The organism is Streptomyces sannanensis, assembly GCF_039536205.1.
Taxonomy (GTDB): domain Bacteria; phylum Actinomycetota; class Actinomycetes; order Streptomycetales; family Streptomycetaceae; genus Streptomyces; species Streptomyces sannanensis.
In genome coordinates this window covers 998,898-1,013,196 of the sequence record NZ_BAAAYL010000001.1, presented here as the reverse complement: position 1 = coordinate 1,013,196, position 14,299 = coordinate 998,898, and the positions used below count along the sequence as shown (strand labels likewise).

The 14,299-nt window shown below is 72.0% G+C and carries 13 protein-coding genes; 8 read left to right on the top strand and 5 right to left on the bottom strand.

Features of this window, described 5'->3' with window-relative positions; genetic code table 11:
• Window positions 1-2: 2 nt before the first annotated feature.
• The 8 genes from ABD858_RS04595 to ABD858_RS04560 all read left to right on the top strand — a co-directional run bounded on the left by ABD858_RS04595 (window position 3) and on the right by ABD858_RS04560 (window position 6,229).
• Window positions 3-1,247 carry a ketosynthase chain-length factor gene (locus ABD858_RS04595; RefSeq protein WP_345034766.1) on the top strand — a complete coding sequence of 415 codons (1,245 nt, stop codon included), beginning with the start codon at window positions 3-5 and terminating at the stop codon, window positions 1,245-1,247.
• 45 nt (window positions 1,248-1,292) lie between these two features.
• Window positions 1,293-1,757 carry an SRPBCC family protein gene (locus ABD858_RS04590; RefSeq protein WP_345034765.1) on the top strand — a complete coding sequence of 155 codons (465 nt, stop codon included), beginning with the start codon at window positions 1,293-1,295 and terminating at the stop codon, window positions 1,755-1,757.
• A gap of 9 nt (window positions 1,758-1,766) precedes the next feature.
• The gene (locus tag ABD858_RS04585) at window positions 1,767-2,222 is read left to right on the top strand and encodes an anthrone oxygenase family protein (RefSeq protein WP_345034764.1); all 456 of its coding nucleotides are present in this window, start codon (window positions 1,767-1,769) and stop codon (window positions 2,220-2,222) included.
• Window positions 2,223-2,250: 28 nt separating this feature from the next.
• Window positions 2,251-3,006, top strand: coding sequence for an SDR family NAD(P)-dependent oxidoreductase (locus ABD858_RS04580; protein WP_345034763.1), 756 nt, complete (start codon window positions 2,251-2,253; stop codon window positions 3,004-3,006).
• A complete protein-coding gene (locus ABD858_RS04575; protein ID WP_345034761.1) occupies window positions 3,006-3,326 on the top strand; it encodes an antibiotic biosynthesis monooxygenase family protein in 321 nt (106 codons plus the stop codon). Before ABD858_RS04580 ends, ABD858_RS04575 begins: the two co-directional genes overlap by 1 nt.
• Complete coding sequence (locus ABD858_RS04570) at window positions 3,316-3,639, top strand: antibiotic biosynthesis monooxygenase family protein (protein ID WP_345034760.1); 324 nt, start codon at window positions 3,316-3,318, stop codon at window positions 3,637-3,639. Before ABD858_RS04575 ends, ABD858_RS04570 begins: the two co-directional genes overlap by 11 nt.
• 69 nt (window positions 3,640-3,708) lie before the next feature.
• Entirely contained in the window at window positions 3,709-4,584 is an 876-nt protein-coding gene (locus ABD858_RS04565; RefSeq protein ID WP_345034759.1) for an NAD(P)-dependent oxidoreductase, read from the top strand.
• Window position 4,585: 1 nt separating this feature from the next.
• Complete coding sequence (locus ABD858_RS04560; protein ID WP_345034758.1) at window positions 4,586-6,229, top strand: FAD-dependent oxidoreductase; 1,644 nt, start codon at window positions 4,586-4,588, stop codon at window positions 6,227-6,229.
• A 70-nt stretch (window positions 6,230-6,299) separates the two neighbouring features.
• On the opposite strand, the gene ahcY is transcribed toward ABD858_RS04560, so the two are convergent.
• Genes ahcY through metK form a run of 5 tightly spaced genes read right to left on the bottom strand, consistent with a single transcriptional unit; the run spans window position 6,300 to window position 14,297 of the window.
• Window positions 6,300-7,706 carry an adenosylhomocysteinase gene (gene ahcY, locus ABD858_RS04555; RefSeq protein ID WP_345034756.1) on the bottom strand — a complete coding sequence of 469 codons (1,407 nt, stop codon included), beginning with the start codon at window positions 7,704-7,706 and terminating at the stop codon, window positions 6,300-6,302.
• A gap of 11 nt (window positions 7,707-7,717) precedes the next feature.
• A complete protein-coding gene (gene metF / locus ABD858_RS04550; protein WP_345034754.1) occupies window positions 7,718-8,620 on the bottom strand; it encodes a methylenetetrahydrofolate reductase [NAD(P)H] in 903 nt (300 codons plus the stop codon).
• Complete coding sequence (gene metH / locus ABD858_RS04545) at window positions 8,617-12,081, bottom strand: methionine synthase (protein WP_345034753.1); 3,465 nt, start codon at window positions 12,079-12,081, stop codon at window positions 8,617-8,619. Before metH ends, metF begins: the two co-directional genes overlap by 4 nt.
• The gene (locus ABD858_RS04540) at window positions 12,081-13,064 is read right to left on the bottom strand and encodes a carbohydrate kinase family protein (RefSeq protein ID WP_345034752.1); all 984 of its coding nucleotides are present in this window, start codon (window positions 13,062-13,064) and stop codon (window positions 12,081-12,083) included. The genes metH and ABD858_RS04540 overlap by 1 nt, the downstream gene beginning before the upstream one ends.
• A gap of 36 nt (window positions 13,065-13,100) precedes the next feature.
• Window positions 13,101-14,297 carry a methionine adenosyltransferase gene (gene metK, locus ABD858_RS04535; RefSeq protein WP_345034749.1) on the bottom strand — a complete coding sequence of 399 codons (1,197 nt, stop codon included), beginning with the start codon at window positions 14,295-14,297 and terminating at the stop codon, window positions 13,101-13,103.
• Window positions 14,298-14,299: the final 2 nt, after the last annotated feature.

Here is a 14,299-nt window from a genome sequence, read left to right as displayed (position 1 = left end):
CCATGACCGCCGCCAAGCCCACCGCGGGGCAGGGTGCCGGCGCGCCCGTCGTGACGGGACTGGGGATCTGCGCCCCCACCGGCATCGGCATCGAGGCCCACTGGTCCTCGGTCCTGGCCGGCAAGTCCGGCATCGGACGTATCGGCCGCTTCGACCCGTCGCCCTACCCGGTGCGGTACGCCGGCCAGGTGCCCGGCTTCGACACCGCCGAGCGCGTGCCGGGCCGGCTGATCGTCCAGACCGACCACTGGACGCATCTCGCCCTGGCCGCGGGCGAGGCCGCGCTGGCGGACTCCGGCGCCGACCTCGACGCCATCGGCGAGTACGAGATGGCCGTCGTGACCTCCTCGTCCTCCGGCGGCACCGAGTTCGGCCAGAAGGAGATGACCGCCCTCTACCAGAACGACCCGAGCTGGGTCGGCGCCTACCAGTCGATCGCCTGGTTCTACGCCGCCACCACCGGACAGCTGTCCATCCGGCACAGGATGCGCGGCCCCTGCGGGGTGCTGGCCTGCGAGCAGGCCGGCGGCCTCGACGGCATCGCCCAGGCCCGGCGGCTGCTGCGCGGCGGCTCCCGGCTGGTCGTCACCGGAGGCACGGACGCCTCCCTCTGCCCGTACGGCCTCACGGCGCAGCTCACCACCGGCCGGCTGTCAACCGTCCAGGACCCGGAGCGGGCCTATCTGCCCTTCACCGCCGAGGCCTCGGGCCATCTGCCCGGGGAGGGCGGGGCGATCCTCGTCCTGGAGAGCGCCGCGTCGGCTGCCGAGCGCGGCGCGGACACCGTCTACGGACGGGTCCTCGGCCACGCCGCCGGCTTCGACCCGGCCCCCGGGTCCGGGCGGCCGCGCGCCCTGCGCCGTACCGCCGAACAGGCCATCGCCGACGCCGGGCTCACCCCCGCCGACATCGACGTCGTCTTCGCCGACGCCTCCGGCGCGCCGGACGACGACCGCGACGAGGCGACGGCCATCACCGCCGTCTTCGGCCCGCGTGCCGTCCCGGTCACCGCGCCGAAGACGCTCACCGGCCGGCTCTACGGCGGCGGGGCGCCGCTCGACGTGGCCACCGCGCTGCTCGCGCTGCGCGAGGGCGTCGTCCCGCACACCCCGCACGTCCACGACGTCGCCCCCGGCCTGGACATCGACCTGGTCACCACGGCCCCGCGGGAACTGCCGCTGCGCCACGCGCTGGTCCTCGCGCGCGGCCACGGCGGCTTCACCTCGGCCCTGGTGCTCGGCCGCTGACCCACGCCACGACGCCCCGACCACCCGACGACCTACGGAGTTCCCATGGCCGGACGCACCGACAACCACATCGTCATCGACGCCCCCATGGACGTGGTGTGGAAGATCACCAACGACGTCCCCAACTGGCCGAACCTCTTCAGCGAGTACGCCTCCGCCGACGTCCTCGAACGCGAGGGCGACACCGTCGTCTTCCGCCTCACCATGCACCCGGACGAGGACGGCAACGTCTGGAGCTGGGTCTCGCGGCGGACCGGCGACCCGGCCACCCGCACGGTGCGCGCCGAGCGCGTGGAGACCGGCCCCTTCGAGTACATGCGCATCCACTGGGAGTACACCGAGGAGCCCGGCGGCGGCGTCCGCATGCGCTGGGTCCAGGACTTCCACATGAAGCCCGCGGCCCCGGTGACCGACGAGGCCATGACCGAGCACCTCAACGTCAACACCAAGGTGCAGATGAAGCTCATCAAGGAGCGGGTCGAGGCCGCCGCACGGGCCCTGTCTCGCTGAGGAGCGCCCATGCTGAACGTTCTCGCCCCTCTACTGCTCCTGCTCAACGGACTGGCCGCCGGCGTCCTGTTCGGCACCCAGCTGGGCGGCTTCCCCTATCTTGCCTCGCTGCCCACCGACCGGTACGTGCACGCCCACGCGTTCTTCGGGCAGCGCTACGACCCGGCGATGCCCCTCTGCCTGGTCGGCACCGTCGTCCTGGACGCGGTGCTCGCGGTCGGCGCCGACGCCGCCCCGGAGCGGACCCTGTTCGCCGTGGCGGGCGTGCTCGCCGCGGCCACCGCGCTCATCTCGGTCACCAAGAACGCGCCGGTCAACCGCTGGATGCGGACCGTCGACCCGGACCACGTCCCGGCGGACTTCCAGAACATCCGGGTCTCCTGGGGCTCCTGGAACCGCCGCCGCAGCCTGCTCACGATCGTGGCACTCGTCGCCAACTGCGTCGCGCTCGGCTTCCTGCTCTGACCCTCTTACCGCTGATGGAGGAATACTCATGGATCTCGGCCTCAAGGGCAAGAAGGCCCTGGTCACCGGCGGCACCCGCGGTGTCGGCCGCGGCATCGTGCTGGCGCTCGCCCGCGCCGGCGTTGACGTCGTCACCTGCTACCAGCGCGACAGCGAACACGTCGCCTCCCTGGAGCGGGAACTGAAGGAGACCGGCGGCCGGCACCACGTGCTGCGCGCCGACCTGTCCCGGCCGGAGGAGATCGCCACCCTGCTCGACGAGGTCCGCGAACGCCACGGCGACCGCCTCGACCTGCTCGTCAACAACGCCGGCGCGATCAGCCACGTGCCGTACGCCGAGCTGCCGCTGGAGGAGTGGCAGCGCATCTTCGCCACCAACGTCACCGGCGCCCACCTCGTCATCCAGCACGCGCTGCCGCTGCTCGGCGCGGGCTCCTCGGTGGTGTCGATCGGCTCCCGCGCAGTCGAGGCCGGCATACCGCTGCGCGCCCACTACACCGCCACCAAGGCGGCCCTGTCCGGCCTGAACCGCTCCCTGGCCAAGGAGTTCGGCCCGCAGAGCATCCGCTTCAACATCCTCGCCCTCGGCGTCATCGAGACCGAGAACTTCCACGCGCTGCCCGAGGAGCAGCGCAAGCTGATGACCGAGCGCTACGGCGCCAAGACCGCCCTCGGCCGGCTCGGCACCCCCGAAGAGGTGGCCGGCGCCGTGCTGTGGCTGGCCAGCGACCTGTCCCGGTACGTCACCGGCAACACCATCGGCGTCGACGGGGGGATCTCCTGATGACCTTCCGGGTGATGCTGCGCATGGAGATCGAGCCGGGCCAGGAGGCCGCCTTCGAGAAGGCCTGGCTGGAGGGGACCGACGCGGTCACCGGCCACCCCGCCAGCCTGGGCCAGTCGCTGGCCCGCGAGGAGGGTCCCGGCAGCACGTACGTCATCGTCAGCGACTGGGTCGACGAGCCGCGCTTCCGCGCGTTCGAGAACAGCCCGGCCCACCTGGAGCACCGGGCCACCCTCCACCCGTACCGCAAGGGCGGCTCCTTCCACGTCATGCGGGTGCTGCACGGCATCGAGGGCAGGGCGGCCGCCGATGCGCGGTGAGGGCGGCGGCGAAGTCCGGGTCATGGTCTACCAGGCCGCGCACGACGAGCAGCAGCTCGCCGCGGTCCGGGAGGCCTACCACCGGGTGAGCGAGCGCCTGGCGAAGGTGCCCGGCATGCTCGGCAACGAGCTGCTGCGCAGCCCCGCCGACCCGACCGCGCTCGCCGTGATGAGCCGCTGGGAGTCGCTGGCGGCGTTCCTGGCCTGGGAGGCGGGCGCCGACCACCGCCAGGACACCGCCCCCCTGCGGCCCTTCCGCGACACCCGCACCGGCGCCCCCTTCGCCGTCTACGAGGTGGACGCCGCCTACTGAGCGCACCGCGCGCCCGTCCCGAGATCCCGAGACCACCCGCCCAGCGACCGGAAGAGAAGAGAACCCACCATGGCAGAACGTCCGTTGGCGTTCATCGGCCTCGGCAGCATGGGCGGCGGCATGGCCCGGCGTCTCCTTGAGACCGGGCACACGCTGACCGTCTTCAACCGGACCGCCGACAAGGCCGCCCCGCTCGTCGCGGCGGGTGCCCGGCTCGCCGACACCCCCGAGCAGGCGGCGGCGGGCCACCGGCTCGTCCTGCTCAGCCTCAGCGACGAGAAGGCCGTCGAGGAGGTCCTGTTCGATCGGGTGGTCCCGGTGCTCGAACCCGGCACCCTCGTCGTGGACACCTCCACCGTGTCCCCCGGCTACGCCCGCGAGGCCGCCGCCCGCCTCGCGGACAAGGGCCTGCGCCGGGTGGAGGCCTGCGTCGTCGGCAACCCCCTGCAGGCCCGCAAGGGCGAACTGCGGGTGTTTGTCTCCGGAGCGCCCGAGGACCTGGACGAGGTACGCCCGGTCCTCGACGTTCTCGGCGGCGAGGTCGTCCACGTCGGCGCCCCCGGCACCGCGGCCAGCCTGAAGCTCATCCTGAACCTGCTGCTCGGCGCCCAGGTCGCCGCGCTCGCCGAGGCCGTCCACTACGGCACCGCGGCCGGCCTGGACCGCGACCAGCTGATCGGCGTCGTCGCCGCGAGCGGCTTCAGCTCCCTCGTGATGCGGTTCCGCGCCGACCTGATGCTCAACCGGACCTACGAGCCGGCGTTCTTCCGCTCCGCCCTCATGGAGAAGGACATCCGGATCGCACTGGCGGCGGCCGCCGGACACGGCGCCGCGATGCCCGTCCTCGGCGTGGTGCGCGAGCGGTTCGCCGAGGTGCTCGCGGCCGGCGACGGCGACAAGGACGCGTCCGTGCTCGTCGAACACCAACCGAGGCAAGGAGGGTGAGATGGTGCTGAGCACCACCCGGAGCACGCTCCGGAACACCGACGTCCTGGTGGTCGGCGGAGGGCTCGCAGGGCTCTCCGCCGCCGTCTTCCTCGCCGGGCAGGGCGTGGACTGCCTGCTCCTCGAACGGCGGCCCGAACTCTCCGGACACCCGCGCGCCCGCGGCGTGCACCCGCGGGCGATGGAGCTGCTGCGCGCCGCCGGCGTCGAGGACGAGCTGCGCGGCATGCCGTCGGCCCGGCTGCTCGCCGGTAACTCCGGTGTGATCGCTGCCGGTTCCCTGACCGGGCCCGAACTGGGCGCGCTCGACGAGAAGTACGTCATGGACGTGAGCGGCGACATCGGCCCGCTGTCCCCGACCGGCTGGTGCCTGTGCCACCAGGGGGAGCTGGAGGACGTGCTGCGGGGCCGCGCCGAACGCCTCGGCGTCGCCCTGCGCTTCCACACCGAGATGGTCACCTTCGCCGAGGACGACGAGGGGGTCACCGCACGGGTCCGGGACCGCTTCACCGGCGCCGAACGCACGCTCAAGGCCCGTTACCTCGTCGCCGCAGACGGCGCCCACAGCGGCATCCGGGAGACCCTCGGCATCCCCTTTGCCGGCGAGACCCTCGGCCACTACGTCAACATCCACTTCCACGCCGACCTCACCGAACCGCTCGCGGGGCGCCGCTTCCTCATGTGCCACACGGCCAACGACGAGGTGCGCGGCGCCCTGATGCCGCTGGACAACGCCTCCGACTGGCTGCTGCACGTCGCGTACGACCCCGACGGGACGGAACTGGAGTCGTTCACCGAGGAGCGCTGCGGCGAACTGGTGCGGGCGGCCACCGGGGTCACGGACCTGACTCCGCGCATCCGCTCCGTCTCCCCGTGGGAGGGCGCGGCCAGGACCGCGGGCCGGTTCCGCGACGGACGGGTGTTCCTGATCGGGGACGCCGCCCATGTCATGCCGCCCAGCGGGGGCTTCGGCTCCAGCACGGGCATCCAGGACGCGCACAACCTGGCCTGGAAGCTCGCCGCCGTCCTCGACGGCTGGGCGGGCGAGGCGCTGCTCGACAGCTACGACGAGGAGCGCCGGCCGGTGTGCGAGGCCACCGTCGAGCAGGCCGCCCTGCGCTCCAAGGACCGGCAGCGGCTGACCGGTACGGCGGGGGAGCGCCCGCCCGTGCACCCCGGCATGGTCGAGGACGCCCAGGTGTGGCTCTCCTGGCGCTACCGCTCCTCGGCCGTGACCCCGTGGGACGAGGGCGTGCTGCCCGGGCACGGCGTCTGGTCCGCGGAGAACGACGGCCGGCCGGGCGGCCGCGCCCCGCACCTGCGGCTGCGCCGGGGCGGCGTCGAGCTGTCCGTGCTCGACCTGTTCGGCGACCGTCCGGTGCTGCTCACCGGGCCCGACAACCGGGTCTGGCAGGACGTGGCCAGGGCCGTCGCGCACGAACTGGAGCTGCCGCTCACGGTGCACGGCATCGGCGCCGAGCTGACCGACGTCGACGACCGCTGGCCGGAACTGTACGGGGTGACGGCGCGCGGCGCGGTCCTGGTACGGCCGGACGGCGTCGTCGCCTGGCGCTGCGCGGACGCCCCGATCTTCGCCCGCGACACCCTGCGCGCCGTACTGCTGCGCCTGCTCGCCCGGTCCTGACGCCACCACAAGGCGCCGGCCGCCAAGGAATCTCCTTGGCGGCCGGCGCCTTTTCGACGTGCCGTGCGGCTCAGTAGCGGTAGTGGTCGGGCTTGTAGGGGCCCTCGACCTCGACGCCGATGTAGGCGGCCTGTTCGGGGCGGAGGGTCGTGAGCTTGACGCCGAGGGCGTCGAGGTGGAGCCGGGCGACCTTCTCGTCGAGGTGCTTGGGGAGCGTGTAGACGCCCACCGGGTAGTCGGCGGTCTTCGTGAAGAGCTCGATCTGGGCGAGGGTCTGGTCCGCGAAGGAGTTCGACATCACGAAGGAGGGGTGGCCGGTCGCGTTGCCGAGATTGAGCAGGCGGCCCTCGGACAGGACGATGACGACCTTGCCGTCGGGGAAGGTCCAGGTGTGGACCTGCGGCTTGACCTCGTCCTTGACGATGCCGGGGATCTTCGCGAGGCCGGCCATGTCGATCTCGTTGTCGAAGTGGCCGATGTTGCCGACGATCGCCTGGTGCTTCATGCGGGCGATGTCGGACGCCATGACGATGTCCTTGTTGCCCGTGGTGGTGATGAAGATGTCGGCGGTCTCGACGACCTGGTCCAGGGTGGTGACCTGGTAGCCGTCCATCGCCGCCTGCAGGGCGCAGATCGGGTCGATCTCGGTGACGATGACGCGGGCGCCCTGGCCGCGGAGGGACTCGGCGCAGCCCTTGCCGACGTCGCCGTAGCCGCAGACGACGGCGGTCTTGCCGCCGATGAGGGTGTCGGTGGCGCGGTTGATGCCGTCGATCAGGGAGTGGCGGCAGCCGTACTTGTTGTCGAATTTCGACTTGGTCACGGCGTCGTTCACGTTGATCGCCGGGAAGAGGAGCGTGCCGTCGCGGTGCATCTCGTACAGGCGGTGGACACCGGTGGTGGTCTCCTCCGTCACGCCCCGGATGCCGGCCGCGATCGCCGACCAGTCCAGGGTGGAGTTCTGCAGGAGCTCCAGGACGATGCGGAACTCCTCGCTGTCGGCGGTGGCCGGGTCCGGGACCGTACCCGCCTTCTGGTACTCGACGCCCTTGTGGACCAGGAGGGTGGCGTCGCCGCCGTCGTCGAGGATCATGTTGGGCCCGTCGGCGCCCGGCCAGGTCAGCGCCTGTTCGGTGCACCACCAGTACTCCTCCAGGGTCTCGCCCTTCCAGGCGAAGACCGGAATGCCGGCGGCGGCGATGGCCGCGGCCGCGTGGTCCTGGGTGGAGAAGATGTTGCACGACACCCAGCGGACCTGCGCACCGAGCGCGACGAGGGTCTCGATGAGGACGGCGGTCTGCACGGTCATGTGCAGCGAGCCGGTGATCCGGGCGCCGGCCAGCGGCTGCTGCGCGGCGTACTCGCGGCGGATCGCCATGAGCCCCGGCATCTCGTGCTCGGCGAGGGTGATCTCCTTGCGGCCGAACGCGGCCAGGGACAGGTCGGCGACCTTGAAGTCGGGTTCGGGAGACGGCATGTCAACTCCAGTCATCGGACAGCGGTGAGCAGGGAAGTGGCCCGCCGGGGAACGAGGTTGCGGTGGATCTCCACGGCGGCGGACGAGCTGTTGAGCGTGATGTAGTGCAGGCCGGGCGCGCCCTCGGCGAGCAGCCGCTCGCCCATCGCGGTCGCGTGCTCGACCCCGATCCTTTGCCCCTCCTCGGGACGGCCGCGGGCCGCCTCGAGGCGCCGGGCGAGATCCGGCGGGAACGTGGCGTTGCTCAGCTGGGCGAACCGGCGGATCTGGTCGAAGCTCGTCGCCGGCATGATCTCCGGGACGACCGGGGTGTCGCAGCCGGCCGCGACGACCCGGTCGCGCAGCCGCAGGTAGTCCTCGGGGTCGAAGAACATCTGCGTGACGGCGAAGTCCGCGCCCGCCCGGCACTTGGCGACGAAGTGCCGGATGTCGCTCTCCCAGTCGGGCGACCGCGGGTGCCGTTCCGGGAAGGCCGCGACGCCGACGGTGAACGATCCGGCGGACTTCAGCAGGCCGACCAGCTCGGCCGCGTAGGTGAGGCCCTCCGGGTGGGGAACCCAGGTGCCGCGCGGATCGCCCGGAGGATCACCGCGCAGCGCGAGCACGTCATGGATGCCGGCATCGGCGTAACGGCCGATGATGTGCCGGAGTTCGGTGGTCGAGTGGCCGACGGCGGTCAGGTGGGCGACCGGCCGGAGCGTGGTCTCGGACCGGATCCGCTCGGTGACGGACACCGTACGGTCCCGGGAGGAGCCGCCGGCGCCGTACGTCACGGAGACAAAGGTCGGCGCGAGCGCCTCCACGCGCCGGACGGCCTCCCACAGCGAGCGCTCGCCCTTCGGGGTCTTCGGCGGGAAGAACTCGAACGAGAAGGAGCGCGTCCCGCTCGCGAGAATCTCGCGCAGTGTGGTCATCCGCGCCCTCCGGCGTTGAAGTAGGTCGCCTCGGGGTGGTGGACGACGATGGCGTCCGTGGACTGCTCGGGGTGGAGCTGATACTCCTCCGAGAGCTGGACGCCGATCAGTTCGGGCTCCAGGAGCTCGGCGATCTTTGCCCGGTCTTCGAGATCGGGGCAGGCGGGGTAGCCGAGAGAGTAGCGGCAGCCCTGGTATTCGGTGCGGAGCATGCCGTCGAGGTCGGCCGGTTCCGAGGCCCCGGCGATGCCCCACTCGCCGCGGACCCGGGCGTGCCAGTACTCGGCCAGCGCCTCGGCCAACTGGACGGACAGGCCGTGGAGTTCGAGGTAGTCGCGGTAGGAGTCGGCGGCGAAGAGCTTCGCGGTCTCCTGTCCGATCCGTGTGCCGACGGTGACGATCTGGAGGGCGAGGACGTCGATCTCGCCGGAGTCCTCGGGCCGGAAGTAGTCGGCCAGGCAGAGGCGGCGGCCCCGCTGCTGGCGGGGGAAGGAGAAGCGGGTCCGCTCGCCTCCGTCCTCGTCCAGGACGATCAGGTCCTCGCCCTTGGACACACAGGGGAAGAAGCCGTAGACCACGGCCGCTTCCAGGAGCTGGTCCGTCTGGAGCCGGTCCAGCCAGCCGCGCAGCCGCGGCCGGCCCTCCGACTCGATCGTCTCCCTGTCCTTCAGGCCCCACTGGCCCTTGAACAGCGCGCCCTCGTCCAGCCAGGACGCGTACTCGCCCAGCTGGATGCCCTTGACGACGCGGGTGCCCCGGAACGGCGGGGCCGGGACCGGGTTGTCCGTGGCGACGTCCGAACGGCCGCCGGGCAGCGGCTCGTCGACCTGGAGGGCGGAGGTCCTGCCGGCGACCCGGCGCTGCCTGAGTTCGGGGAGTACGGCTCCGGGGACGCCGCGCTTCACGGCGACGAGGGCGTCCATGAGCCGGAGCCCCTCGAAGGCGTCGCGGGCGTAGCGGACCTCGCCCTGATACAGCTCGTGCAGGTCCTGCTCCACGTACGCCCGGGTGAGGGCGGCGCCGCCGAGGATCACCGGGTACTTGGCGGCCAGCCCGCGGCCGTTCAGCTCCTCCAGGTTCTCCTTCATGATCACGGTGGACTTGACCAGCAGACCCGACATGCCGATCACGTCCGCCCGGTGCTCCTCGGCGGCCTCCAGGATCGCCGAGACCGGCTGCTTGATGCCCATGTTCACGACGTTGTAGCCGTTGTTGGAGAGGATGATGTCGACGAGGTTCTTGCCGATGTCGTGGACATCGCCGCGCACCGTGGCCAGGACGATCGTGCCCTTGCCGTCGGCGCCCGACTTCTCCATGTGCGGCTCCAGATACGCCACCGCGGTCTTCATCACCTCGGCCGACTGGAGCACGAACGGCAACTGCATCTGCCCCGACCCGAACAGCTCGCCGACCGTCTTCATCCCGTCGAGCAGGATGTTGTTGACGATGTCGAGGGCGGGCGTGGTGGTGAGGGCCTCGTCGAGGTCTGCCTCCAGGCCGTTCCGTTCCCCGTCGACGATGCGCCGCTTCAGCCGCTCATCCAGCGGAAGCGCGGCGAGTTCCTCGGCCCTGGACGTCCGCACCGAGGCGGCGCTCACGCCCTCGAACAACTCAAGGAACCGCTGGAGCGGGTCGTAGCCCTCGCGACGGCGGTCGTGGACCAGGTCCAGTGCGACCTCGACCTGCTCCGCCGGGATCCGTGCCACCGGCAGGATCTTCGACGCGTGCACGATCGCCGAGTCGAGCCCCGCCTTCACGCACTCATCCAGGAACACCGAGTTCAGGACCGCTCGGGCGGCCGGGTTCAGGCCGAAGGAGATGTTCGACAGACCCAGGGTCGTCTGGACGTCCGGATGGCGGCGCTTCAGCTCGCGGATCGCTTCGATCGTGGCGATGCCGTCCTTCCGCGACTCCTCCTGGCCCGTGCCCAGCGTGAACGTCAGGCAGTCCACCAGGATGGCGGACTCTGCGACGCCGTACTCGCCGGTAAGCTGGGCGATGAGGCGGGAGGCGACCTCGACCTTCTTCTCCGCCGTCCGCGCCTGGCCCTCCTCGTCGATCGTCAGCGCGATCAGTGCGGCTCCGTGCTCACGGGCCAGCGAGGCGATCCGCCCGAAGCGGGTGTCCGGGCCGTCCCCGTCCTCGTAGTTGACCGAGTTGAGGACCGCCCGCCCGCCGAGGACCTCCAGGCCCGCCCGCAGCACCTCCGGTTCGGTGGAGTCGAGCACGATCGGCATCGTCGAGGCGGTCGCAAGGCGGCCCGCGATCTCCCGTATGTCCGCCACGCCGTCGCGGCCGACGTAGTCCACGCACAGGTCGAGCAGGTGGGCGCCCTCGCGGATCTGATCGCGGGCGATCTCCATGCACGCCTGCCAGTCGCCGGCCAGCATCGCCTCGCGGAACTTCTTCGAGCCGTTGGCGTTGGTCCGCTCGCCGATCGCCAGGTACGCGGTGTCCTGGCGGAACGGCACGGACTGGTACAGCGACGCCGCCGCGGCTTCGGACCGCGGCCGGCGCGGGGTGAGCGCCCGGCCCCGTACCCGTTCCACGACCGCTCGAAGGTGCTCCGGGGTCGTGCCGCAGCAGCCGCCCACCAGGGACAGGCCGTATGCGCGGGTGAAGGTGTCGTGCGCGTCCGCCAGTTCGTCCGGCGACAGCGGGTAGTGGGCGCCGTCCTTGCCGAGCACCGGCAGTCCGGCGTTCGGCATGCAGGAAAGGCCCACCTCGGCGTGGGCGGCCAGGTGGCGCAGGTGTTCGCGCATCTCCGCCGGGCCGGTCGCGCAGTTCAGACCGACGAGGTCCACGCCCAGGGGCGCCAGCGCCGTCAGCGCGGCGCCGATCTCCGAGCCCAGCAGCATCGTGCCGGTCGTCTCCACCGTCACCTGGGCGAAGACCGGCAGGTCGAGGCCCGCCTCAGCCAGTGCCCGCTTGCAGCCGAGGATCGCCGCCTTGGCCTGCAGCAGGTCCTGCGAGGTCTCCACGAGCAGCGCGTCCGCGCCGCCCGCGATCAGGCCCGCGGCGTTCTGCCGGTAGCCCTCGTGGAGCACGTCGAACGTGGTGTGGCCGAGGGTCGGCAGCTTGGTGCCGGGGCCGATCGAGCCCAGCACCCACCGGACGCGTCCGTCCCGCTCGGTGTGCGCGTCCGCGGCCTCCCGCGCGACGCGCGCTCCGGCCTCGGAAAGCTCGAAGATCCGCTCGGGGATCCCGTACTCGCCGAGCGCCGCGTGGTTCGCGCCGAAGGTGTTGGTCTCCACGCAGTCCACGCCGACCGCGAAGTAGGCGTCGTGCACGGACCGCACGATGTCCGGACGGGTCACGTTCAGGATCTCGTTGCAGCCCTCCAGGTTCTGGAAGTCGGCCGGCGTCGGATCCTGCGCCTGGAGCATCGTGCCCATCGCGCCGTCGGCCACGACGACCCGGGTGGCGAGGGCCTCGCGCAGCGCGTCGGGTGCGCGTCCCATCACGCCACCCCCGTGAGTCCCGGTGCGATCGCGGCGGCCGCGTCCGAGCCGTAGGCGGCGGCCACGCGGTCCAGCAGGCCCGCCGCGGACAGCGCGTATTCCTGCGTGCCGACCGACTCGAGGACGGTGGTGGCCAGGGCGCACCCGAGTCGCGCGGACCGCTCGAGGGGCCAGTCCCGGGCGATCCCGGCGAGGAAGCCGGCCCGGAAGCCGTCGCCGACGCCGGTCGGGTCGGCGACCTCGCGCGCCGGGACGGCCGGCACGGTCAGCGTGGGGTGCCCGGCACGCCGGACGGCGACGCCGTCCGCCGCGAGGGTGGTGACCCAGGTACCGACCCGGGACAGCACCTCGGCTTCCGTCCAACCGCTCTTCTCCAGGAGCAGGGCCGTCTCGTACTCGTTGGTGAACAGGAAGCGCGCCCCGTCCACCAGTTCCCGCACCTGCCCGCCGTCGAGCCGCGCCAGCTGCTGCGACGGGTCGGCGGCGAAGGGGACCCCGAGCTCGCGGCAGGTGCGGGAGTGCCGCCGCATCGCCTCGGGGTCGTCGGGCGAGACCAGGACGAGGTCGAGGCGCCCGGCCCGGGCCAGGACGTCCCGCAGGTCGATCAGGCGGGCCTCGGCCATGGCGCCGGCGTAGAAGGTGGCGATCTGGTTCTGGTCCAGGTCCGTGGTGCAGACGAAGCGCGCGGTGTGGAGGGCGTCGCTGATCCGCACGTGGTCGACGATCACGCCGTGCTGCTTCAGCCACACCTGGTAGTCGGCGAAGTCGAGGCCGGCCACCCCGACCAGGACGGGGCCGAGCCCGAGCCGGGCGAGCCCGAAGGCGATGTTGGCCGCGACCCCGCCGCGCCGTACCTCCAGACGGTCGGCGAGAAAGGACAGGGAGACGTTCTCCAGACGGTCGGCGAGCAGCTGGTCGGCGAACCGGCCGGGGAAGGTCATCAGATGGTCGGTGGCGATCGAGCCGGTGACAGCGATACGCACCGGGCACCTCCTCGGGTCCTTGGTGGGATCGGGTGGTCAGACGGCGCGCGCCGCGGCGGCCAGCTTCTGGGCGCGGTCGGTGCGCTCCCAGGTGAACTTCGGCAGCTCGCGGCCGAAGTGGCCGTAGGCGGCGGTCTCGGCGTAGACCGGTCGCAGCAGGTCGAGGTCGCGGATGATGGCCGCCGGCCGCAGGTCGAAGACCTGGAGGACCGCGTGCTGGATCCGCTCCAGCGGGGCGGTCTCGGTGCCGAAGGTCTCGACGAAGAGACCGACCGGCTCGGCCTTGCCGATCGCGTACGCGACCTGCACCTCGCAGCGCTTGGCGAGCCCGGCGGCGACGACGTTCTTGGCGACCCAGCGCATCGCGTACGCCGCCGAGCGGTCCACCTTCGACGGGTCCTTGCCGGAGAAGGCGCCGCCACCGTGGCGGGCCATGCCGCCGTACGTGTCGACGATGATCTTTCGGCCGGTGAGACCGGCATCGCCCATCGGGCCGCCGACCTCGAAGCGCCCGGTCGGGTTGACGAGCAGCCGGTAGCCCTCTGTGTCGATCGGCAGCCCCTGGAGGACCGGCTCCACCACGAGTTCGCGGATGTCGGGGGCCAGCAGCGAGTCCAGGTCGATGTCGGCGGCGTGCTGCGAGGACACCACGACGGTGTTGAGCCGTACCGGCCGGTCGCCGTCGTACTCGATGGTGACCTGCGTCTTGCCGTCCGGACGGAGGTACGGCAGCGTGCCGTCGTGCCGGACCTCGGCGAGGCGGCGGGAGAGCCGGTGCGCGAGGGAGATCGGCAGCGGCATCAGCTCCGGCGTGTCGTCGCAGGCGTAGCCGAACATCAGGCCCTGGTCGCCGGCGCCCTGCCGGTCCAGGTCGTCCACCTCGTCGCCCTGCCGGGCCTCGTAGGCGGTGTCGACGCCCTGGGCGATGTCCGGGGACTGCGCCCCGATGGACACCGAGACGCCGCAGGAGGCGCCGTCGAAGCCCTTCGCGGAGGAGTCGTAGCCGATCCGCAGCACGGTCTCGCGGACCAGCGTCGCGATGTCGGCGTACGCCGCCGTGGTGACCTCGCCGGCGACGTGCACCTGACCCGTGGTGATCAGGGTCTCCACGGCGACCCGGGAGTGGGGGTCCTGGGCGAGCAGCGCGTCCAGGATCGTGTCGCTGATCCGGTCGGCGATCTTGTCGGGGTGACCCTCGGTGACCGACTCCGAGGTGAACAGACGACGTGTCACGA

Bases quoted from the DNA above. Each gene is read 5' to 3' on its own strand.
- ABD858_RS04595 (WP_345034766.1), top strand. From the start codon at position 3: ATGACCGCCGCCAAGCCCACCGCGGGGCAGGGTGCCGGCGCGCCCGTC.
- ABD858_RS04585 (WP_345034764.1), top strand. From the start codon at position 1,767: ATGCTGAACGTTCTCGCCCCTCTACTGCTCCTGCTCAACGGACTGGCC.
- metH (WP_345034753.1), bottom strand. From the start codon at position 12,081: ATGGGACGCGCACCCGACGCGCTGCGCGAGGCCCTCGCCACCCGGGTC.
- ABD858_RS04570 (WP_345034760.1), top strand. From the start codon at position 3,316: ATGCGCGGTGAGGGCGGCGGCGAAGTCCGGGTCATGGTCTACCAGGCC.
- ABD858_RS04565 (WP_345034759.1), top strand. From the start codon at position 3,709: ATGGCAGAACGTCCGTTGGCGTTCATCGGCCTCGGCAGCATGGGCGGC.
- ahcY (WP_345034756.1), bottom strand. From the start codon at position 7,706: ATGCCGTCTCCCGAACCCGACTTCAAGGTCGCCGACCTGTCCCTGGCC.
- metF (WP_345034754.1), bottom strand. From the start codon at position 8,620: ATGACCACACTGCGCGAGATTCTCGCGAGCGGGACGCGCTCCTTCTCG.
- ABD858_RS04575 (WP_345034761.1), top strand. From the start codon at position 3,006: ATGACCTTCCGGGTGATGCTGCGCATGGAGATCGAGCCGGGCCAGGAG.
- ABD858_RS04560 (WP_345034758.1), top strand. From the start codon at position 4,586: ATGGTGCTGAGCACCACCCGGAGCACGCTCCGGAACACCGACGTCCTG.
- ABD858_RS04580 (WP_345034763.1), top strand. From the start codon at position 2,251: ATGGATCTCGGCCTCAAGGGCAAGAAGGCCCTGGTCACCGGCGGCACC.
- ABD858_RS04590 (WP_345034765.1), top strand. From the start codon at position 1,293: ATGGCCGGACGCACCGACAACCACATCGTCATCGACGCCCCCATGGAC.